Here is a 22,454-nt window from a genome sequence, read left to right as displayed (position 1 = left end):
ATATTTATAATATAATACAAATTTCGACTGTTTTCGCTTTCATTTTTAGACTGATTTCTATATACTTTAGGTAGATAAATGAACTTTTAAATACATGCTTCTTTGTGGATATAACAATGAATAAATAGGGTGGTGATAGCTTTGTTACAGTCTTTACGAGTTATGATTGCAGAGGATGAATTTTTGGTTTTAATGGCGACGAAGTCTTATGTAGAAAGCCTTGGTCACGAAGTTGTAGGCGTGGCAACAGACGGGGAAAAAGCAGTTGAATTAGCATTAGAAAAAAAGCCTGACCTTGTTATTATGGACATTAATATGCCTAACCTTGATGGGATTGATGCCATTAAAGAGATTAATAAAACCTTATTTATCCCGAGTATTATTGTAAGCGGTTATCATGACGAACAATTAATTAATAGAGCAACAGAAGAGGGTGTACTCTATTATTTACTAAAACCTATTGATATAGAAGAATTAAAAATAGCCATCAATATAAGTTTAGCTAAATTTGAGGAATTTAAGAAGCTACAGGAAGAGTTGCAAAGTACTAAGAATGCATTAGAAGCCCGTAAATATATTGAAAAAGCTAAAGGGATTATGATGGAGCGGATGAACTTGAAAGAACCAGAGGCCATGAAACGGTTACAGAAAATGAGTCGAGATAAAAACAAGAAATTAGTTGTAATTGCGAAAGAGCTCATTGAAGCGGATTCTTTATTCCATTCAGATCAAAAATAGAGAAAAAAATTCTTGACTATTCGATTTTAAGGAAATATACTAAATTTACAATAACGTTACAAATTTAAAGGTTAGTTGAAATCTATACTAATGATTGGTATAGAAAATTACAACCGTTTACAATCAAATTTCATATACGATAAATTTTATACTTATGGCTGGTATAAAATTTATAATGGCTATGGGTGCCTTATATACGTTAATCTGTTATTCTCTCATTTTGTAGAGTTTACTAGGATTACGTGTCTAAGGCACCCTTTTGTTTTTTACAAGAAATGCAAACGTGTTCAATCCATTGAAAGGGGTGATGTTTCAAGAACTAGCTGATTAACCAAGTGGTTGTGATGGGGATGGAATAGAGATGGTAACACGTTACTTGATCTCTGGTTTATGACAAGTTAACAAGACTGACTCAAGAAAGATGTAACCGCTTTATATTCATTCTGTTTACAATATAATTTTACTAAATTTCTACTAAAAAATAGGGGGAACTAACCAATGAAACATTTGAAAAAGTTCGTTGTACTTTCACTCGTTTTACTTCTATTCATCGCAGCGGGTTGCTCAAGTCAAGGCAGCGCTGGTGGCGAAAGTGATGGAGGCGGAGAAGCAAAAAAAGGAAATATTAAAATCGGTATGTCTTTCCAGGAAATGAACAATCCTTACTTCATTTCAATGAAAGAAGCATTTGAAGATGCGGCTAAACAGATTGGTGCAGAAACATTTATTGCTGACGCTCAACATGACGTAACAAAGCAAATTAATGATATTGATGACATGATCCAAAAGGATATTGATATTTTATTAATCAACCCAACTGACAGTGACGGTGTTGAAGGGGCAGTAGAAGCTGCGAAAAAAGCAGGAATTATCGTTGTAGCTATTGACGCTCAAGCAAAAGGTCCTATTGACTCTTTCGTAGGCTCCAGAAACTATGATGCTGGGTATTTAGCTGGTAAGCAAATGGTAGAAGATTTAGGTGGACAAGGTAAAGTTGCAATTCTTGATGGTATTCCAGTTGTTCCTATTCTAGAGCGTGTACGTGGTTTCGAAGATGCAGTTAAAGAGGCTCCAGGAATCGAAATTGTTGACAAGCAAAACGGTAAACAAGATAGAGCTGAAGCAATGAAGGTTACAGAAAACATGCTACAAGCAAATAAAGATTTAAATGCAATCTTTAGTGTAAATGATGAAGGTGCATTAGGTACTCTAGGTGCAATTGAGGCATCAGGTAAAGATGTAGCGATTTATAGTGTTGACGGACACCCAGAAGCAATTGAAGCAATCACAAAGGGTGGACCATTCAAGGCAACGACTGCTCAATTCCCACGTGACCAAGTAAGAATTGGTCTTGGTATGGCTTTGGCTAAACTTTGGGGTGCAGAAGTAGTACCAACTGAAGTTCCAATTGATGTAGAACTACAAACAAAAGAAAACGCAGCTGACTTTAGCTGGTAATCTAACAAAATAGGGCGCTTTTGCAAACTTGCATAGCGCCTCTCCTAAATATGTGTAAGAAGGAAGGTGATTGCTATGGATAACATTCTAGAGATTGAGAATATTACGAAGGAATTTCCTGGGGTAAAAGCTTTAAACGGAGTTAGTTTTACTATTAGACGTGGTGAAGTGCATGCATTAGTTGGGGAAAATGGTGCTGGAAAATCAACATTGATGAAAATTCTATCTGGTGTTTACTCACCTACTTCGGGAACAATTCGTTTAGATGGAAAAGAAGTCACATTCAAAGATCCTAAGCAAGCACAACAATTAGGAGTTAGTATTATTCACCAGGAATTTAGTTTAATTCCTTACTTAAGTGGTGTGGATAATATTTTCTTAGGTCGTGAGAAAAGGCAAGCAAATGGGTTATTAAATAGAAAACAAATGCGTAAGGAAGCAAGGGAAGTATTACAAAGGCTAGATGCAGATATTGATATCAATAAACCTGTCGCACATTTAAGTGTGGCAAATCAACAATTTATCGAAATTGCTAAAGCGATTGCAATTGATACAAAGGTATTAATCTTCGACGAACCAACAGCTAGTTTAACAGGAAAAGAAATTGATAAGTTATTTGAATTAATCGCCAAATTGAAAGCTGATGGTGTAACCATTATATATATATCGCACCACTTAGAGGAAATTCTAAAAATGTGCGACCGCTATACCTGCTTACGGGATGGTGAGTTTGTAGGAACCCGTGAAGTGAAGGATTCAACTAAACAAGACATTGTCAAAATGATGGTAGGTCGTGAGATTGTCAATGCGTTTCCTGATAAGCCAGTGAAAACAGGAAATGAGGAAGTATTTTTAGAAGTTAAGAGAATGCAAAATAAACAGATTCATGATATTCAATTCAACCTGAAAAAGGGTGAAATCATCGGAATTGCTGGTCTTGTTGGTTCAGGACGAACAGAGGTTGTAAGGGCACTTATTGGCGCTGATGATGCACAAGAGAAAGATGTATATATCAACGGTCAAAAAGTGTCAATCAAGAATCCAACAGATGCACTAGCACATGGAATCGCATTAATTCCTGAAAGTAGAAAAACGCAAGGTCTCGTGCTTAGCCAATCTATTAAAAACAATATTAGTATTCCAATTTTAAGAGATTTGACCAACTTCGTACGAATTATTAATAAGAAGAAAGAAAACGAAATTGTCGAGCAATCCATTCAGGACTTATTGATCAAGACACCTAGCAGCTCACAGTTAGTAAAAAACCTGAGTGGGGGAAATCAACAAAAGGTTGTTTTAGCAAAATGGCTGAATACCGATTGTAAAGTGTTAATTTTCGATGAACCTACCCGTGGAATTGATATAGGGGCGAAGGAAGAAATCTATAAACTAATGAGAAAACTAGCAGACGAAGGACTTTCTATCATTATGATTTCCTCAGAATTACCTGAAATTCTAGGGATGAGTGACCGAGTTCTTGTTATGCATAAGGGGAAAATTAAGGGAGAACTTCCGGGAAGTGAAGCAACTTCAGAAAAAGTAATGTATTACGCAACGGGTGGTGCTGAAGGATGAGTGAATTAGATTACAAGAAAAAAGGGTTTAGCGCTAAGGAAATATTTAAGTACCCAGAGATGCTAACGCTGATTGGATTTTTAGTGTTATGTATATTCTTTTCCATTGCAGCAGAAAGTTTTTTAACGGCAGATAATGTTTCGAATATTGTTCGACAGGTTTCAATAAACGGGATCCTCGCTGTAGGGATGACCTTTGTTATTTTAACAGGCGGTATTGATTTATCCGTTGGATCGGTAATGGCACTTACTGGGACCATAATTGCAGGTATGATGATTAATACTGGATTACCTCCAATTGTAGCAGTATTAATTGGGATTGTTTTAGGTGCTGCACTAGGTTATATCAATGGTTTGTTTACCGCATATGCGAAAATCCCGGCAATTATCGTCACATTAGCAATGATGGAGGCGGCTCGTGGTTTAGCCCTTTTATATACAGGTGGATATCCGCTTTCAGGTCTGCCATCATCATATGCGTTTATCGGTAGAGGCTATCTATTTGGGGTAATTCCAATGCCTGCAGTCATTATGATTCTTGTTTTTATCGCAGCTTATATAATCTTGAACCATTTACCAATTGGTCGTTATATCTACGCATTAGGTGGTAATGAGGAAGCAGTAAGATTATCTGGAGTAAAAGTAAAACGTATCAAAACGTTTGTCTATCTATTCAGTGGTGTGACAGCTGCTATCAGTGGAATGATCATGACTTCAAGACTTTCTTCCGGACAACCAATGGCTGGGGAAGGGTATGAGTTAGATGCAATCGCAGCAGTTGTATTAGGTGGAACAAGCATTGCGGGTGGCCGAGGACATATTTTTGGAACGTTACTAGGTGCTCTTCTATTAGGTGTATTAAGTAACGGATTAAACCTTATGGGTGTATCGCCATATGTACAACGTGTACTTAAAGGTGTGATTATCGTTGGTGCGATCTACTATAGTAGTACTCGTCAAAAAGACTAATATACTAGAATGCTAAGCACTGGCGTTAACAATATGTAAGTTTACTTAATCTATTAAAATTCTAAACATACAGGGAGATGTAGAACAATGTCAGTATTACCAGAAACAATGAAAGCTGTAGTAGCACATGGTCCAGAGGATTATCGAGTAGAGGAAGTTGCAGTTCCTAAGGCTGGACCAGGGGAAGTTATCATCAAAGTCGAAGCTTGTGGTATTTGTGGTAGTGATTTAAAGGCATATCATGGTTCTGCAATGTATTGGGGCGGAGAAGACCCTTGGATGAAAGCACCGGTTATTCCAGGACATGAATTCTACGGAATTGTGGCTGAATTAGGAGTGGGGGCTGCAGAAAAACACGGAGTACAAGTTGGCGATCGCGTAACAACTGACCAAATTAATCCGTGCGGAAAATGTAAGTTCTGTAAAACAGGTAAGTACTGGATGTGTGATGTTCATAACATTTATGGTTTCCAAAAAGACATTGCTGAAGGAGCTTGGGCTGAATATATGAAATTCAGCGAAACAGCAACTATTTATAAAATTACGGATGGAGTTACTCCTGAAGAAGCTGCATTAGTTGAGCCAATGGCTTGTGCCGTTCATACCATCCAAAGAGCAACAATTGAGTTTGAAGATGTAGTTGTGTTAGCAGGTGCTGGAACTCTTGGATTATGTATGCTTCAACTCATTAAATTAAAAACACCTAAGAAATTAATTGTACTAGATGGAAATGAAAACCGACTAGCTGTTGCGAAAAAGTTAGGCGCTGACCTTGTCATTAATCCATTAAAAGAGGATGCAATCAAAATCGTTAAAGATTTAACAGACGGTTATGGTTGTGATGTATATATTGAAGCAACTGGTCATCCAAGTGGTGTAACACAAGGCCTAGAAATGGTAAGAAGACTTGGAAGATTTATCGAATTTAGCGTATTTGGATCAGAAGTAACTACTGACTGGAGCGTTATCGGGGACAGAAAAGAATTGGATATTAGAGGGTCTCACTTAGGACCATACACATACCCAATTGCAATCGACCTATTTGAACGTGGCTTATTAACAGCTGAAGGTATTGTTACACATAGCTACAATGTAGAAGACTTTGCTGAAGCTATGGATATGGCACATAATCCAGGAGCAATTAAAGTATTATTAAAACCTTAATTTAGCTGTTATAACACATTAGAGTATATGTCGCGAGTATTGATAATAAAGAATAAAGGAAGACTCGGCATTTGCCGAGTTTTCTTTATAGAACGGAGTGAATGATTGTGTTAGAAGATTTAAAGCAAAAAGTGTTAGAAGCAAATCTTGAGCTGCCAAAACGAAACTTAGTCATCTTTACTTGGGGAAATGTAAGTGGAATTGATCGAGAAAAAGGCCTAGTAGTAATTAAGCCAAGTGGCGTTGCTTATGAAGATTTGAAAGCGGAAGATTTGCCGGTAATCGATCTTGAAGGAAATATCATTGAGGGTGAACTGAACCCATCATCAGATACTGCGACACACTTAGTTTTATATAAGGCATTTCCTGAAATAGGAGGGGTTGTGCATACCCATTCACCATGGTGTACAAAATGGGCGCAATCAGGAAGGGCGATTCCTGCATATGGAACAACACATGCTGATTACTTTTATGGAGACATTCCTTGTACACGACATATGACTCCGTTTGAAATTGACAATGACTATGAGCACAATACAGGGGAAGTCATTGTAGAAACATTTAAAGATATCAATCCAGCCTCTATTCCAGGAGTTATAGTAAATAACCACGGTCCTTTTAACTGGGGGAAAGATCCAATGAAAGCTGTAGAAAATGCGGTTGTCATGGAGGAAGTTGCGAAATTTGCTTACTATACTCAAAGTCTATCACCGGAACTAGAAGCAATTGACCAACACTTACTAGATAAACACTTCCTACGAAAACACGGCAAGAACGCATACTATGGCCAACACAAAAAAGTAAACAACTAAATGGGACAGAGGGACAGGTCCCTTGTCCCAGGAAAAATAGGGTGGGACAGGGGACCTGTCCCCTTGACCCAATAATTGGCGCTTTTGGAATCCTATTTACACATTGAAATTGTTACTGGAGGGGGATGTGACATGAAAGCGAATCAGGTAGACATTAAGCAAGCGATTATGAATGGAGATACTTCTCTTGGGATTGAATTAGGATCGACACGGATTAAAGCGGTTCTAATTGATAGGCAGTTTGAAACCATTGCATCTGGAGGTTATGAGTGGGAAAATCGTCTGGAAAATGGCTATTGGACGTACGACCTAGAAGATATAACTACTGGTTTACAGGCAGCTTATCACGAAATGAAAAAAGAAGTTGAACGAAAATACGGAATCACGATACGAACGATTGGTTCTATTGGATTTTCTGCCATGATGCACGGTTATATGGCGTTTGACAAGACGGGAGAGCTACTCGTTCCTTTTCGTACGTGGCGGAATACAAATGCTGGTAAAGCAGCTAAAGAATTAACAGATCTTTTTCAATATAATATTCCCGAAAGATGGAGTATCGCTCACCTATACCAAGCGATTTTAAATGAAGAGGATCACGTACCACAACTTGATTACATTACAACATTATCTGGTTACATTCATTGGTTATTGACTGGGAACAAGGCAATTGGGATTGGTGATGCTTCTGGTATGTTCCCGATTAATGAAGCAACAAAAAATTATAATGAAGCAATGGTCGAGCAATTTGATGAACTCGTTGCCGAGAAAAAATATTCTTGGAAGCTAAGAGACCTTCTTCCTCCAGTCTATATCTCTGGTGAGTATGCCGGGAAATTAACGGATGTTGGAGCTGAAATTCTAGATCCATCACATGATTTACAGCATGGTATTCCTATTTGTCCACCTGAAGGTGATGCAGGCACAGGGATGGTTGCGACAAATAGTGTAAGAAAACGTACAGGAAACGTATCAGTGGGGACCTCTGTTTTTGCCATGATTGTATTAGAGCAAGAACTTTCAAAAGTATATCCCGAGATTGACATGGTCACAACGCCAAACGGTAGTCCTGTTGCGATGGTTCATGCCAATAACTGTTCAAGTGATATTAACGCTTGGATGGGATTGTTCCGTGAATTTTCGGAAACGATGGGGTATAAGGTTGATACCAATCAGTTATTCAGTGTCATGTTCAACAAAGCATTGGAAGCTGACCCAGATGGTGGCGGATTGCTAAGTTACGGATATTTTTCAGGCGAATTTATTACCGGATTAGAACACGGCAGACCATTGTTTGTTCGTTCACCAGAGAGTAACTTTAATTTAGCAAACTTTATGCGTACACATCTATTTTCAGCATTTGGTGCATTGAAAATTGGAATGGATATTCTGACTAAGCAGGAAGATGTTGCGATAGATAGTATTTTGGCGCATGGTGGTTTATTTAAAACGCCTGTAGTGGGACAAAGGATGATGGCAGCATCCATGAATACGCCTGTTTCTGTCATGGCAACAGCCGGAGAAGGTGGCGCGTGGGGAATGGCTATTCTAGCTTCTTATATGATGAATGAAAACAAGAATGAAAGCTTAGAAGACTTCCTCGACAGAAGAGTCTTTAACGATGTGGTTGGGGACGTAATCAATCCTGATCCTGAAGACGTAAAAGGGTTTGAAGTATTTATTGAGCGCTATAAAAAAGGAATAGAAATTGAGAAGGCAGCGGTTGATAATTTGCATCTAACAAAAGACGAGAAAACAGTAAAATTGTAGGGACAGAGGGACAGGTCCCTCGTCCCAAAAGGAAAAATATGGTGGGACATGGGACCTGTCCCGGTGTCCCACCTTTTATCTTGGATTAATCGGTGTTTGGATTTGTGCGTGTGCTTCAATTACTTCAGCAGCATCAAATAGTGTATCCTCCCGGAAACGTCTTCCGAGGAGTTGAACTCCAACTGGTAGACCATCGGCAACAGAAGTAGGAACGGAAATAGCAGGGAAACCAAGCACTGGAATGGCCATCATGGACCATTGTGCATCCATAACACGCCTCATGCTCTCAATGCTTTTGATATCCTCATCTTGTTCAAATGCCTGTTCTGCGGAGACTGGCATGAGCAATAGCGGGTATTCTTGTAAAAACTCCTGAAGTTGTACAATTAGCGTTCCGCGACGTGCGTAGCCCTTAATATAGTCGGTTAGTCCAGGGTTTTCGCCCCACCATTCTTTTGCATTTTCGGAATAATGCAAAGCAGCCTTTTTCATACCTTCGTCTCCATACTGCTCTATAAGCGAAATATTCAATTTGAATTCTTCAAGCACTAACAAATACCAAAGTCTGTAGGCTTCAGTAAATAGAGGGAGCTTCACTTCTTCCACTACATAACCTGCTTCTGTCAACTGGTCGGCTGCTTCATTCAAAGCCTGATTAACGGCTGTAGATGGAGTAGCGACACCAATATCACGTAAAAGCCCAACTCGAATTGGCTTTTGAAGGGGTTCGCCAATTAACGGTACTGAAGCATGAAGTGGATCACGGGGATCAAATGCACTCATGCTTTGAAGTGCAAGGCGAAGATCCCCAACGCTACGGGCAAGCGGACCATCAGTTGACATCAGTTGTCCTGAAAAGGATTGATCTCCATCCGGAGGACCAAACCAGCCAGGAACTCTTCCTATAGTTGGTCGAATTCCAGTAATTCCACAAGCATATGCTGGGTGTCGAACAGAACCACCAATATCATTACCATGCCCAATTGGCATCATCCCAGAAGCAACAGCTGATGCAGCGCCTCCACTCGACCCTCCAGGAGTACGTGTTTTATCCCAAGGGTTCAGGGTTCTTCCGTGCAAATCATTATTTGTAAACCAGCGGAAACTAAAAGCAGGCGTATTACTGCGGCCAACAATGACGGCTCCTGCATTCCGGAGATTTGCCACTGGGGGACTGTCCGTTTCAGCAAGATTATCTTTAAAAGCCACAACACCATCTGTTGTTACATGTCCAGCTTGGTCAACATTCACTTTTGTAGAAACAGGCACACCATGTAAAGGCCCAAGCAGTTCTCCTTTTTTTACAGCAAGATCTGCCTGATCAGCTGCAGCAAGTGCCTCTTCTGCATGAACTTCAACCAGGGCATTAAGCACTGGATTGACTTCCTCGATTCTGTCCAAACAGCTCTCAACAGCCTCGCGACAAGAAATGAGTCTTGTTCGAATGCCATGAGCCAAATCTGTTGCCGACCAACGCCATAATTCATCCTTACCTTGATTATGTAATACCTGAGATGCACGAGATTGTACTGAAGATCGTTCCAAACCTCATCGCCACCTATCAAATTATTTTGAATATTACAAACCAAATATATGCTATAGCTAACCTATTTAAAACAAAAAGTGGGACAAGTCCTTTCTTTCGAGGTGGGACCTGTCCCCGTGACCCAGCAACGGCCGATTTTAACTTCGTGGCCCAGCACGACTACCAACGCCAACCCAACCCCTCCATTCTATAACTCTCTCTAAAATAATAAGAATTTTTGAAAGAGTTACGCTATAATAGGCATATATTGAAATTGAATCTACTAATCACTCTTTTTATGAAAGGGGTTTCATAGATGAAGAAGCTGCTTTTCGTGTATTTGTTGCTCATTGGATTGTTTGTTCTTTACATATATAACTATCAAGCGGAGAGTTCGACGGAACGTGCCTGGAATGAGAATGAGCTGGTCGGGGACGTGGATGAAACGTATGTAATGGTCACGTTTATGGTGGGGATTGATTACTGGAAGCGAGCGTTAAAAGGTTTTGAGGATGCGGCAGAAGCGTTAAATGTTTCGATTGAATACCGGGGTTCGACGCAATATGATGTACACGAGGAAATGACAGTCCTCGAGCAGGTAATCGCTAAGAATCCAGCAGGAATTGCAATTTCCACAATGGATCCAGAAGCTTTAAATCCTGTGATTGATAAAGCGGTTGAGGCTGGAATACCAGTCGTCATGTTCGATGCAGATGCACCAGAAAGTAAGGCGTATTCGTTTCTAGGAACGGATAATTACAAGGCAGGTGTTGAGGCGGCTCACAAAATGGCAGAGTTAGTAGATGAAAAGGGACAAGTTGGTGTGATTACCCTCCCCAATCAGTTAAACCATCAGGAACGTACCAAAGGATTTCAGGATACGATTTTCAGGGAATATCCTGAAATGGAGGTTGTCTCTGTCAAAGACGGGAGAGGCGATCAAGTGATATCAAAAGAGGTAGCAGAATCGATGATTGCCGAGAATCCGAATGTGGCAGGCATCTTCGTGACGGAGGCGAACGGTGGAGTTGGAGTTGGACAAACCATCATCGCCAATAAACTCAAAGACTCTGTTAAAATCATTAGTTTTGATACAGATAAGGGAACCCTTGATATGATTAAGGACGATGTGATTTCCGCCACCATTGCACAGGGAACATGGGAAATGGGATACTGGTCCTTGCAATTTTTGTTTCACTTGCAACATGGCATTCATGAACAAGACCGAAAAAATGCACCTTTACCTCGATACGTGGATACAGGTGTGACCATTGTTACAAAGGAAAATGTGAACTCCTACTATCCACAATAAACTTCTAGGAATGGATTGGTTGAATTGAAGAACTTCATACAAATAAATAATTTACCAATTCGATATAAACTGATCTCTCATTTTTTAATTATTAGTATCATCCCGATTATCTGCTTAGGTTTTTTAATTAATTGGACGGTTGAGCGTGTTGTGGAAGAGCAAGTCAATCAGAATACATTACAGCTTATTAGTAAAGTGAATGAAACACTTGAATTCTACATAAACAACATGCAACGTGTTACCTACTTTATTTCCTATAATGAGCGGATTGAGGACTTTTTTCATCATAATGGTCAGCAACCTGGTCAATATCAAACAAATGAATATGAGATTCAACGCTATCTTCGTAATTTTACAACGTTAATGCCTGAAGTAGCAGGGGTTTTAGTCGTGAACAGCGCAGGGGAGTATGTGAGTAATGAACTGTACGCTCCGGCTTCAGAGAATTTAACGGAAGAGTCTTGGTATCAAGAGGCGGTAGAAAATAAAGGGATCTTTCGAATGATTGGTCAACCGAAGGACCGCCGTCTCTCATCATTGGTTAGTTACAAAAATGATGAAGTGGTGTCAGGCGTTCGCGCTGTCATTGATCCAATTTCACAGGAAGTACTAGGGGTCATTTTAATCGATTTAAAGGTTAGGACGGTTGCTGAAACGTTAGTCGATGTACGGCTTGGAAAAACCGGCTATTTGACGGTGATTGATGAACAAAGTAGACCGATTTACCAGCCCAAAGATCCTTTAATTGAAACGATCCCAAATGAATGGCTGGATGAAAAAAGGTCAGGTACGTTTTCAAAGAAGATTGGTTCACAGAAGGTGCAGTTTATTTTTCAAGAATCACCATACTCGAACTGGACCACCATCGGCGTCTTTCCAACCGAGGAATCCATATTCGAAATAAGGGAGATACAGTTTTATTTAGTCGTTTTTGTCTTTATCATTCTCTTATTTGGGATTCCGGTATCGTACTTCTTATCCAATTCGATCTCTAAGCCAATTCGCCAGTTAATGAAGTTTATGCGGAAAGCCGAAAGTGGGGAGTTTGGGGTCCGGTATACTGAAAAACGAGATGATGAGATTGGTATGCTTGGCCGAAGTTTTAACAAAATGCTAAAACAAATCAATGAATTGCTACGCTTAACGGAGAGGCACGAAAGACAGAAGCGAGAAGCCGAATTTAGAAGTTTACAAGCCAATATCAATCCTCATTTTCTCTATAATACGCTTGATACGATTCAATGGATGGCACGAAAGCAAAAGGCGATTGAAATAGCCGAAGTGGTTGAATCGTTAGCAAAATTGTTCCGAATTGGATTAAGTAAGGGAAGAGATCGGATACCACTCGATAAGGAAATAGAGCATATTGAAAGTTACTTAAAAATTCAACAAACGAGATATCGTGAAAAATTACAGTATCAGATTGATGTGGACGAACGTGCCGCTTCGCTATATGTTCTCAAATTTATTCTGCAGCCACTTGTCGAAAATGCAATCTACCATGGAATAAAAGAGCGACGGGGGCCGGGTCAAATCATGGTCTCTGCAAAACAAATGAACGGAAATTTACGCCTATTGATTCAAGATAACGGTGCTGGAATGTCAGAATCACAGCTTCACGAAATTCGTGTCGCCCTTAAGGATGCTGTTAGAAGGACAGAGAATCAAACTGAATCGAAACATAAGAAGGGATATGGGATTTTGAACGTTCAAGCTCGAATCGTACTTGCATTCGGGGAACAGTATGGGATTACGATTGAGAGTAAGGAAAAGGTTGGGACAACGCTCGAGTTAGTGTTACCTATTTTAGAAGAAGATATTGAATGGGAAGAGGAGCGAAAACAACATGCGTAAATGGAAGGTTTTAATTGCCGATGATGAGTATATTATTCGGGATGGAATCCATTCTTCTATTGACTGGGAGAAGTTCAATATGGAGGTCATTGGGGAAGCAGAGGATGGTGAAGAGGCTGTTGAATTAGCGATTGAACACCAGATTGATATCTTACTAGTTGATTTAAATATGCCCATCATGGATGGACTTGAAGCAATGGAGGAGATTAAGGAGCAATTGCCAAACTGTAAAATGGTTGTCATCTCGGGGTATGATGATTTCCGTTACGCACAAGCAGCCCTTCGATTAAAGGTCGAAGATTATTTATTAAAACCAATCAATCCGGGAAAACTGGAAGAGTTAATCATGGACCTCAAACAAAAACTTGATCTGGAAGTTAACCAGAAGAAATATATCAAACAAGCTACCATACAGATAAAAAGGAATCATGTCCAGCTTAGGGAACGTTTTTTTCAGGATTGGATTGCAGGTCAGTTAGCGAATGAAGAGATTAGAGAGCAACTTCAGTTTTTACACCTGCCAGTCGCTCTTCCAACACAATATCTCGTGATTAAATGGCCCGATTATCATTTGAATCAAACGTTTATGCAAGAAAATGACCGGCAGTTGTACTTATTTGCGATAGAGAATATCGTAAAAGAAATGATTGGTTCAGAAAAGACGGTTATTTTTTGGGACCAATCCCATTTGCTTAATGTGTGTGTATGGGAGCAACTCAACCGGGAGCTCCTCACAAAAATAGAAGAAGTCGTGCAAACCTATTTTAATCTCACAATCTATTATCATATGGAAGATATTTTTATTCAGGACTTTGTTCATTTGTATAAAATCTATGATCAATGCAAACGGCAGGTTGAACAGCAAATCAAAATGTCCCCAATTGTTAAACAGGCTCTAACCTATATTCAACAGCATTATCAGGATTCTTCCCTCACGCTAGAACGAGTAGCGGATGAATTACATATCACTAGTGTCTATTTAAGTCGGATGATTAAGCATGAGCTTGGTATTTCCTACGTTGGACTTTTAACTCAAATGCGAATTAACAAAGCTGTTGATTTACTGAAAACAACAGATTTATCGATCCGAGATATAGCAGAAACGGTTGGATATGATACACAACATTACTTTAGCACCACTTTTAAAAAAGTAGTCGGTATTTCACCAATGCAATTCAAGAATGATGTAGAAAACGTGCACCTTTCATAGAAGGTGCTTTTTTTATGCACTCATAACAAATGTTACGGAAAGTTTAAAAAATTATAAAAAGTGTTTGATTTTATGTAAAGCCCTTTCATCAACGGAAATGATAATTTAATAGTAGCAAAAATATGAAAGGGGTTACATGTATGAAGAAATTAGGTTTTTTAGCACTAATCATTAGTTTGGTATTTGCGTTAGTGGCCTGTAGTGGAAGCGACAAATCGTCAGGTTCTGGGGGCGATTCAAAGGGTACGTTAATCGGGGTTGCGATGCCTACAAAGTCATCACAGCGCTGGGTGGATGATGGAAACAATATGGTGAAGCAATTAGAAGAACTTGGTTATAAAACAGATTTACAATATGCGGAAGATGATGTCGATAAGCAAATCGAGCAAATTGAAAACATGATTGTAAAAGGTGCAAAAATCTTGGTTGTGGCATCGATTGACGGTACTGCTTTAACCAATGTATTACAAAAAGCTGCCGATCAAGACATACAAGTCATCGCGTATGACCGTTTAATTATGGAAACACCAAATGTAAGTTATTACGCAACATTTGATAATTTCCAAGTAGGTGTCTTACAGGCTTCCTATATTGAAGAAGCACTGAACCTTAAGGAAGAAGCTGGACCATTTAATATTGAATTATTTGGTGGTTCACCAGATGACAATAATGCCTACTTCTTCTGGGATGGTGCGATGTCTGTTCTAAAGCCACATATTGATAGCGGGAAATTGGTTATTCAAAGTGGTCAAACAGAATTTGAACAAGGAGCAACAATGCGCTGGGATGGAAACACCGCAAAATCACGTATGGAAAACATTTTAAGTAAAGCGTACTCTGGCGGGGAAAAGGTTGACGCCGTTTTATCACCTTATGATGGAATTAGCCGTGGCGTTATTCAAGCATTAAAAGGTGTAGGTTACGGTTCTGCTGACCTTCCACTACCAGTTGTTACTGGACAAGATGCTGAGTCTGCTTCTGTTAAATCAATTATTGCGGGTGAACAAACACAAACGGTGTTTAAAGATACACGTAATTTAGCTGCTGTAGTGGTAAAAATGATTAAATCGATTGAAGCTGGTGAAGAAGCAGAGGTGAATGATACAGAGACATATGATAATGGTCAAAAAGTCGTTCCTTCTTACTTAGTTGACCCTGTGTCAGTCGATATCGACAACTACAAAGAAGTATTAATTGATAGCGGATATTACACAGAAGACGAAGTGAAATAAGTACCCCCCTATTTAGTGGTGATTTTCATGTCACCACTAAATTACTTCATTCCGGATTTTAACGAGGTGGTGAGGATATGTCTGAGTATATTTTAGAAATGCGAAACATCACAAAAACATTTCCAGGAGTTAAAGCATTAGACAACGTGAATTTAAAGGTGAAAAAGGGAGAAATTCATGCACTAGTAGGTGAGAATGGTGCCGGAAAATCAACCTTGATGAAAGTATTAAGTGGTGTTTATCCAAGTGGAACCTATGAAGGTAGCATCTATTTTGAAGGGGAAGAATGTCACTTTAAAGATATTAAACAAAGTGAACAAATTGGGATTGTGATCATCCATCAAGAGTTGGCCTTGAGTCCTTTTTTATCTATCGCAGAAAATATTTTTCTAGGGAACGAAAGACAGTCTAAAAGGATTATCAATTGGCAGGAAACCTTTTCTGAGGCAAAAAAGTTGTTAGATCGGGTCGGGTTAAAAGAATCACCTAACACGGCCGTGATGGATATCGGGGTTGGGAAACAACAGCTCGTAGAGATTGCAAAAGCACTATCTAAAAATGTGAAACTCTTAATCTTAGACGAACCAACTGCAGCCCTAAATGAAACAGATAGCGAAAACTTATTAAACCTCTTACTTGAACTGAAAAAACAAGGGATTACCTCCATACTGATTTCTCATAAATTAAATGAAGTATCTAGTATTTCGGATAACATTACGATTTTACGAGATGGACAAACAATTGAGACGTTTGCAGCGAAGGGTGAAAAGGCATCAGAGGATCGTATCATTAAAGGAATGGTAGGTCGTGAGTTGACAAGCCGGTATCCAGAACGAATACCGAACATTGGTGACACTATTTTTGAAGTGGAAAATTGGAATGTCTATCATCCATTGCAGCGTGATCGGAAAGTCATCGACAATGTCAATCTTCATATTCGTCGCGGGGAAATAGTCGGCTTAGCAGGCTTAATGGGAGCTGGAAGAACAGAGCTTGCGATGAGTATTTTCGGGAAAACGTATGGAAAAAAAATTACGGGGCTGTTGTATAAAAATGGTGAAGAAATACAGGCAAATACAGTTAGCGAAGCGATTCAGCATGGAATTGCTTATGTGTCAGAGGACCGGAAAACATATGGTCTAAATTTAATTGATGATATCAAACGGAATATAACTCTATCAAATCTCAAGCGAATTTCAACGAATACAGTGATTGATGAAAACAGGGAAGTTCAGGAAGCCCAAATTTTACGAGAACGATTAAATATTAAAACTCCATCATTGGCTCAACTTGCAGGAAATTTAAGTGGTGGTAATCAGCAAAAAATTGTCTTAAGTAAGTGGATTTTTACAGAGCCAGATATCTTAATTTTGGATGAACCGACTCGAGGAATTGATGTAGGAGCTAAGTTTGAAATTTATTCACTCATCCATGAACTTGCAGCTGAAGGAATGGGTGTCCTTGTCATTTCTTCGGAGTTACCTGAGGTACTGGGGCTATCTGACCGTATTTATGTCATGAATGAAGGTCGTATAACCGGTGAGCTCGGTCGTGAAGAGGCAAACCAAGAGAGTGTCATGCGTTATATGACTGGAACAGGAGGGACGAAACGTGCAAACACTAAGTAATTTATTTCGCAACAACATCCGGGAATATGGAATGATTATTGCACTTGTATTCATTGCAGGGCTGTTTTGGATCTTAACGGATGGAATATCCTTTAGTTCTTTAAACTTGACCAATCTTATCTTGCAAAACGGGTTTATCCTCGTCCTAGCGATTGGAATGGTTTTAGTCATCATTACAGGAAATATTGATTTATCTGTCGGTTCCGTTGTTGCAATTGTCGGCGCAATTGCAGGGGTCCTCATGATTAATCACAATGTGCCGGTATGGTTGGCTATTATTCTATCGCTTGTTGTTGGGGCAATCATTGGAATTTGGCAAGGCTTTTGGATAGCGTATGTCGGGATACCATCCTTTATCGTGACCTTGGCCAGCATGTTAATTTTCCGGGGGTTAACCTTGTATCTATTAGATGGAAAATCACTTGCGCCATTTCCTGAGTCATTTGGCATGCTGAGTGGGGGCTTTTTACCTTCGATTGGTTCCGGGGAGTTGCACTTACTCACTATTCTTTTATCTGTCATTCTATCAATCATCTTAATTTATATGGAGTTCAGAAACCGTAAAAAACAATTAACATATAGCCTCGAAGTGAGTCCGTTATGGCTATCTGTTACAAAAATGGCATTACTTATCGCAGTGATTAACTGGTTCGCGTACCAATTGGCGTTAAATAAAGGAATTCCAACGGTGTTAATCATTGTCATCATTCTTATCGTGGTCTACACATTCGTCATGAAAAACACAGTTATGGGCCGTCACGTGTATGCAACAGGTGGTAACCAGAAAGCGGCGGATTTATCCGGTATTAAAACAAGGCGTGTCGTATTCTGGGTCTTTGTGAACAACGGAGTCATCGCAGCCTTAGCTGGTTTAATGTTTGCTTCGCGTCTTAATTCTGCAACACCTGCAGCGGGTAACATGCTCGAGCTTGATGCCATTGCCTCCGTCTTTATCGGTGGTGCTTCTATGGCAGGAGGCGTAGGAACCGTCATCGGTGCCATTGTCGGTGGACTCGTTATGGGGATCATGAACAACGGTATGTCACTCATTGGCGTCGGAATCGACTGGCAACAAGCCATCAAAGGACTCGTACTCCTACTCGCAGTAGGATTTGATATCTACAACAAAAACAGAGCAGGGAAATAGCGGGGCGAAATGTTCCCGGTAACTTCCAATGAGGTGGTGCTCGCTTGGTTTGGGACAGAGGGACAGGTCCCTTGTCCCAGGAAAAAAATGGTGGGACGAGGGACCTGTCCCCGTGACCCATTTGAGGAGGGATGTGATGTGAGGGTGAATTATGATGAGATGCAGCTGGCGATTGCTAAGGGTGAGACTTCGCTTGGGATTGAGTTTGGTTCCACCCGGATTAAGGCTGTTTTGATTAATAAGCATTTTGAAACAATCGCGTCTGGCAGTTATGAGTGGGAAAATCGGTTGGAAAATGGGTATTGGACGTACAGCCAAGAGGATGTTATCGCTGGTATGCAAGCGGCTTATCGTGAAATGAAACAGGAAGTTGAACGCAAATTTGGAATTACACTACGAACAATTGGTTCGATTGGCTTTTCGGCGATGATGCATGGGTATTTGGTTTTTGATAAGACGGGAGAGCTGCTGGTTCCATTTCGAACTTGGCGGAATACGACGACAGGTCCTGCAGCGAATGATTTAACCAATCGATTTCAATTCAATATTCCGGAAAGGTGGAGTATTGCTCACCTCTATCAAGCCATTTTAAATGAAGAGGAACATGTACCTCGAATCGATTATATCACTACGTTATCTGGCTATATTCATTGGTTACTGACCGGAAACAAAGCGATCGGAATTGGCGATGCTTCTGGGATGTTCCCGATTGATGAAGAAACGAAGGATTACAATGAAGCAATGCTTCAGCAATTTGATGAACTTTTGGCCGTGAAAAAGTATCCTTGGAATCTTAGAGATATTCTTCCGACCGTTTTTATATCAGGAAAACAAGCAGGTCTTTTAACAGAAAAGGGAGCAAACACTCTAGATCCTTCACAGCAATTGCAACCTGGAATCCCGATTTGTCCACCAGAAGGTGATGCAGGAACAGGGATGGTAGCGACAAATAGTGTAAGTAAACGCACCGGAAACATCTCCGTAGGAACTTCCGTTTTTGCCATGATTGTGTTAGAAAAAGAACTCTCGAACGTATATCCGGAAATTGACATCGTTACGACCCCGAACGGGAGTCCTGTTGCGATGGTTCATGCGAATAACTGTTCAAGTGATATCAACGCGTGGCTGGGACTGTTCCGAGAGTTTTCGGAAGCGATGGGATATGAAATTGATACTGCTCAATTATTCAGTTTGATGTTCAACAAAGCGTTGGAAGCAGACCGAGACGGTGGTGGATTGCTAAGCTATGGTTATTTTTCAGGTGAGAATATCACGGGATTAGATCAAGGTAGACCATTATTTGTTCGTTCTCCGGAAAGTCCTTTTAATCTAGCGAACTTCATGCGGACACATCTTTTTACTGCTTTTGGTGCGTTGAAAATGGGAATGGATATTTTAACGAAGAAAGAAAATGTTGCGATAGATAGTATTTTAGCACATGGTGGATTATTTAAAACGCCTATTGTGGGACAAAAAGTTCTTGCAGCCGCAATGAATACTCCTGTTTCTGTCATGGCAACAGCCGGTGATGGTGGTGCGTGGGGAATGGCGATCCTTGCTTCTTATATGATGAATAAAAGCAAGGATGAAAGTTTAGAAGAATTCCTCGATAGAAGAGTCTTTAACGATGTGGTTGGGGACGAAATCAATCCTGATCCTGAAGACGTAGAAGGATTTGAAGTGTTTATTGAGCGATATAGAAAAGGACTTGAGATTGAGCGAACTGCTGTTGAACATTTGCTGTATGTCAAAAATGAGGGAGGGGTAACGTGTTAGAACATCTGAAGGAAGAAGTATACCAGGCGAATCTAGAATTGCCCAAACATGGACTTGTAAAATTCACGTGGGGAAACGCAAGTGCGATTGACCATGACCGTGGTTTATTTGTGATCAAGCCTAGTGGTGTTGAGTATGAGACGATGAAACCAAGTGACATGGTGGTTGTTGATTTAGACGGGAATGTTGTTGAAGGAGACTTTAATCCCTCATCAGATACACTGACACACGCCGTGCTATATAGGCATTATCCTGAAATTGGTGGCATCGTTCACACTCATTCAACATGGGCGACAATTTGGGCGCAAGCAGGCCTTGATGTTCAGGCGATGGGAACAACTCATGCCGATACATTTTATGGAGCAATCCCATGCGCTCGTTTTTTGACACAAGAGGAAATTGATCGTGGTTATGAAGCAGCAACTGGTCAGGTTATTATTGAAACATTTGAAGAGCGTGGGATCGATGTTTTAGCGGTTCCGGGTGTCTTGCTGCGCGGACATGGTCCTTTTACATGGGGGAAAGATGTAAAGGCCGCAGTGGTGAATAGTGTTGTCTTGGATGAAGTTTCGAAAATGAACCTGTTTGCAAGGGGACTAAATGACCTCGCATCAGAACTACCACAACGGATTTTAGATAAGCACTATCTACGAAAACACGGGAAAAACGCATATTACGGCCAAAAGTGATGGAAAGGGGATTAAGATGGAGAAAAAAGAATTTTGGTTTATCGTAGGCTCCCAACATCTATATGGGGAAGTAGCGTTGGCAGAAGTAAAAGCACATGCTCAAGAGATGACGGACGCCTTAAATGAAAGTGGTATACTACCTTATCCGCTCATACTACAAGAATTAGCGGTTAGTGCAGATAAAATTATAAACCTTATGAAAGAAGTAAACTATCGGGATGAGGTTGCCGGTGTCATCACATGGATGCATACATTCTCACCTGCGAAAATGTGGATTCGAGGAACAAAATTGTTACAAAAACCACTCTTACATTTGGCAACCCAATTTAATGAAAGTATTCCTTGGGCATCGATTGATATGGATTTTATGAACTTAAACCAATCCGCTCACGGTGACCGGGAATATGGGTTTATCAATGCTCGCTTGAAAAAGAAAAATAAAGTGGTAGTCGGGTACTGGCAGCGCCCCGAAGTACAGAAACAAATCGCAGACTGGATGGATGTGGCCGTTGCGTATAATGAAAGTTTCAACATAAAAGTTGCTCGATTTGGTGACAACATGCGAAATGTTGGCGTTACCGAGGGAGATAAAATTGAAGCGCAAATTCAATTCGGATGGACAGTCGATTATTTTGGTATAGGTGATCTTGTTCAATATGTAAATGAGGTTAAGGAAGAAGAAATTGATGCGTTGTTTGCCGAATTTGAAGAGCTCTATGAGTTTGATTATGGCAGTTACGAGAGAGAGGCTTGGGAAGCTAGCGTAAAAGTGCAAGCAAGCTATGAAATTGCGATTAAGCGTTTCCTAGATGATGGAGGGTACAATGCTTTTACCACAAACTTCGAAGATTTATATGGTATGAAGCAATTACCTGGTCTTGCTGTTCAACGATTAATGGCACAGGGATATGGGTTTGCGGGGGAAGGCGATTGGAAAACGGCCGCACTTGATCGCTTATTAAAGGTAATGAGCCATAACGAATCAACGGGGTTTATGGAAGACTACACGTATGAATTAGCTGCTGGTCAGGAAGCAGTCCTTCAATCTCATATGCTTGAGGTCGATCCGACCTTAGCAAGCAATAGACCGAGAATTGTTGTCTCACCACTTGGTATCGGTGATCGAGAAGATCCTGCACGTTTAGTATTTGATGGGAAGGCAGGAGACGGTGTAGTCGTCTCAATGGCCGACTTTGGTACCCATTACAAACTATTAATCAATGAAGTTTGCGCATTTGAACCAACCACCCCAGCTCCAAATCTTCCAGTAGCGCGTGTGCTTTGGGAGGTAAAGCCAAACTTTCAAGATGGCGTAAAAGCCTGGATCCAAAACGGCGGCGGTCACCATACAGTCGTCTCGTTGAAATTAACAACAGACCAAATCATAACCTACGCCAAACTGGTCGACCTCGAATACGTCCTAATAAAATAAAAAATTTTGGGACGCAGGGACAGGTCCACTGTTCCAGCCCTGGCATGAAATACTATCCTTATTTTAATATTGCTACCATATTTTCGAGAATAGTTAATCGTTGAGGGTACAGAAGAAGTGTTCAAGCACTTCTTTTTTTATTATACTCTGTTTTATAGAGGGCC

The 22,454-nt window shown here is 40.3% G+C and carries 17 protein-coding genes; 16 read left to right on the top strand and 1 reads right to left on the bottom strand.

What is annotated here, in order from left to right; genetic code table 11:
- The first annotated feature begins 141 nt into the window (after positions 1-141).
- The 7 genes from ACR65M_RS01640 to ACR65M_RS01610 all read left to right on the top strand — a co-directional run bounded on the left by ACR65M_RS01640 (position 142) and on the right by ACR65M_RS01610 (position 8,485).
- The gene (locus ACR65M_RS01640) at positions 142-738 is read left to right on the top strand and encodes a response regulator (protein WP_121445682.1); all 597 of its coding nucleotides are present in this window, start codon (positions 142-144) and stop codon (positions 736-738) included.
- A gap of 498 nt (positions 739-1,236) precedes the next feature.
- Positions 1,237-2,196 carry an ABC transporter substrate-binding protein gene (locus ACR65M_RS01635; RefSeq protein WP_440272380.1) on the top strand — a complete coding sequence of 320 codons (960 nt, stop codon included), beginning with the start codon at positions 1,237-1,239 and terminating at the stop codon, positions 2,194-2,196.
- Between the two features lie 75 nt (positions 2,197-2,271).
- Positions 2,272-3,771 (top strand): sugar ABC transporter ATP-binding protein, encoded by a 1,500-nt coding sequence (locus ACR65M_RS01630; protein WP_440272379.1) that lies wholly within the window; start codon positions 2,272-2,274, stop codon positions 3,769-3,771.
- Positions 3,768-4,739: an ABC transporter permease subunit gene (locus tag ACR65M_RS01625; protein ID WP_121445685.1), complete on the top strand. Its 972-nt coding sequence runs from the start codon at positions 3,768-3,770 to the stop codon at positions 4,737-4,739. Before ACR65M_RS01630 ends, ACR65M_RS01625 begins: the two co-directional genes overlap by 4 nt.
- A gap of 87 nt (positions 4,740-4,826) precedes the next feature.
- Complete coding sequence (locus tag ACR65M_RS01620; RefSeq protein WP_440272378.1) at positions 4,827-5,903, top strand: alcohol dehydrogenase catalytic domain-containing protein; 1,077 nt, start codon at positions 4,827-4,829, stop codon at positions 5,901-5,903.
- A gap of 107 nt (positions 5,904-6,010) precedes the next feature.
- Positions 6,011-6,715, top strand: a complete 705-nt coding sequence (araD, locus tag ACR65M_RS01615; RefSeq protein WP_341333051.1) for an L-ribulose-5-phosphate 4-epimerase — start codon at positions 6,011-6,013, stop codon at positions 6,713-6,715.
- A 132-nt stretch (positions 6,716-6,847) separates the two neighbouring features.
- Positions 6,848-8,485: a xylulokinase gene (locus ACR65M_RS01610; RefSeq protein WP_440272377.1), complete on the top strand. Its 1,638-nt coding sequence runs from the start codon at positions 6,848-6,850 to the stop codon at positions 8,483-8,485.
- Positions 8,486-8,560: 75 nt separating this feature from the next.
- Here ACR65M_RS01610 and ACR65M_RS01605 read toward each other — a convergent pair whose 3' ends face one another.
- Positions 8,561-10,030: an amidase family protein gene (locus ACR65M_RS01605; protein ID WP_440272376.1), complete on the bottom strand. Its 1,470-nt coding sequence runs from the start codon at positions 10,028-10,030 to the stop codon at positions 8,561-8,563.
- A gap of 296 nt (positions 10,031-10,326) precedes the next feature.
- On the opposite strand from ACR65M_RS01605, the gene ACR65M_RS01600 reads away from it, so the two are divergent.
- From ACR65M_RS01600 to araA, 9 genes are all read left to right on the top strand, one after another.
- Entirely contained in the window at positions 10,327-11,322 is a 996-nt protein-coding gene (locus tag ACR65M_RS01600) for a substrate-binding domain-containing protein (RefSeq protein WP_440272375.1), read from the top strand.
- Between the two features lie 24 nt (positions 11,323-11,346).
- A complete protein-coding gene (locus ACR65M_RS01595; RefSeq protein WP_121445841.1) occupies positions 11,347-13,176 on the top strand; it encodes a cache domain-containing sensor histidine kinase in 1,830 nt (609 codons plus the stop codon).
- Positions 13,169-14,386, top strand: a complete 1,218-nt coding sequence (locus tag ACR65M_RS01590) for a response regulator (protein WP_121445691.1) — start codon at positions 13,169-13,171, stop codon at positions 14,384-14,386. Before ACR65M_RS01595 ends, ACR65M_RS01590 begins: the two co-directional genes overlap by 8 nt.
- 140 nt (positions 14,387-14,526) lie before the next feature.
- Positions 14,527-15,618, top strand: a complete 1,092-nt coding sequence (gene chvE / locus ACR65M_RS01585; protein WP_121445692.1) for a multiple monosaccharide ABC transporter substrate-binding protein — start codon at positions 14,527-14,529, stop codon at positions 15,616-15,618.
- Positions 15,619-15,695: 77 nt separating this feature from the next.
- Positions 15,696-17,246, top strand: a complete 1,551-nt coding sequence (mmsA, locus tag ACR65M_RS01580; RefSeq protein WP_440272374.1) for a multiple monosaccharide ABC transporter ATP-binding protein — start codon at positions 15,696-15,698, stop codon at positions 17,244-17,246.
- Positions 17,230-18,393: a multiple monosaccharide ABC transporter permease gene (mmsB, locus tag ACR65M_RS01575; RefSeq protein WP_440272373.1), complete on the top strand. Its 1,164-nt coding sequence runs from the start codon at positions 17,230-17,232 to the stop codon at positions 18,391-18,393. Before mmsA ends, mmsB begins: the two co-directional genes overlap by 17 nt.
- Before the next feature lie 159 nt (positions 18,394-18,552).
- Positions 18,553-20,169, top strand: a complete 1,617-nt coding sequence (locus ACR65M_RS01570) for a xylulokinase (protein ID WP_440272410.1) — start codon at positions 18,553-18,555, stop codon at positions 20,167-20,169.
- Positions 20,163-20,858: an L-ribulose-5-phosphate 4-epimerase gene (locus tag ACR65M_RS01565; protein WP_341333042.1), complete on the top strand. Its 696-nt coding sequence runs from the start codon at positions 20,163-20,165 to the stop codon at positions 20,856-20,858. Before ACR65M_RS01570 ends, ACR65M_RS01565 begins: the two co-directional genes overlap by 7 nt.
- A 16-nt stretch (positions 20,859-20,874) precedes the next feature.
- On the top strand, positions 20,875-22,290 hold the full coding sequence (gene araA, locus ACR65M_RS01560) for an L-arabinose isomerase (RefSeq protein ID WP_440272372.1): 1,416 nt from the start codon (positions 20,875-20,877) through the stop codon (positions 22,288-22,290).
- Positions 22,291-22,454 lie beyond the last annotated feature (164 nt).

This window comes from Ferdinandcohnia sp. SAFN-114, assembly GCF_059415045.1.
The sequence above is the reverse complement of the archived record's forward strand: the minus strand, read 5'-3'. Positions and strand labels throughout refer to the sequence as shown.

Coding starts and splice junctions, on each gene's coding strand:
- ACR65M_RS01635 (WP_440272380.1), top strand. CDS start 1,237: ATGAAACATTTGAAAAAGTTCGTTGTACTTTCACTCGTTTTACTTCTA.
- ACR65M_RS01630 (WP_440272379.1), top strand. CDS start 2,272: ATGGATAACATTCTAGAGATTGAGAATATTACGAAGGAATTTCCTGGG.
- ACR65M_RS01625 (WP_121445685.1), top strand. CDS start 3,768: ATGAGTGAATTAGATTACAAGAAAAAAGGGTTTAGCGCTAAGGAAATA.
- ACR65M_RS01620 (WP_440272378.1), top strand. CDS start 4,827: ATGTCAGTATTACCAGAAACAATGAAAGCTGTAGTAGCACATGGTCCA.
- ACR65M_RS01610 (WP_440272377.1), top strand. CDS start 6,848: ATGAAAGCGAATCAGGTAGACATTAAGCAAGCGATTATGAATGGAGAT.
- ACR65M_RS01600 (WP_440272375.1), top strand. CDS start 10,327: ATGAAGAAGCTGCTTTTCGTGTATTTGTTGCTCATTGGATTGTTTGTT.
- ACR65M_RS01590 (WP_121445691.1), top strand. CDS start 13,169: ATGCGTAAATGGAAGGTTTTAATTGCCGATGATGAGTATATTATTCGG.
- chvE (WP_121445692.1), top strand. CDS start 14,527: ATGAAGAAATTAGGTTTTTTAGCACTAATCATTAGTTTGGTATTTGCG.
- mmsA (WP_440272374.1), top strand. CDS start 15,696: ATGTCTGAGTATATTTTAGAAATGCGAAACATCACAAAAACATTTCCA.
- ACR65M_RS01570 (WP_440272410.1), top strand. CDS start 18,553: ATGCAGCTGGCGATTGCTAAGGGTGAGACTTCGCTTGGGATTGAGTTT.
- araA (WP_440272372.1), top strand. CDS start 20,875: ATGGAGAAAAAAGAATTTTGGTTTATCGTAGGCTCCCAACATCTATAT.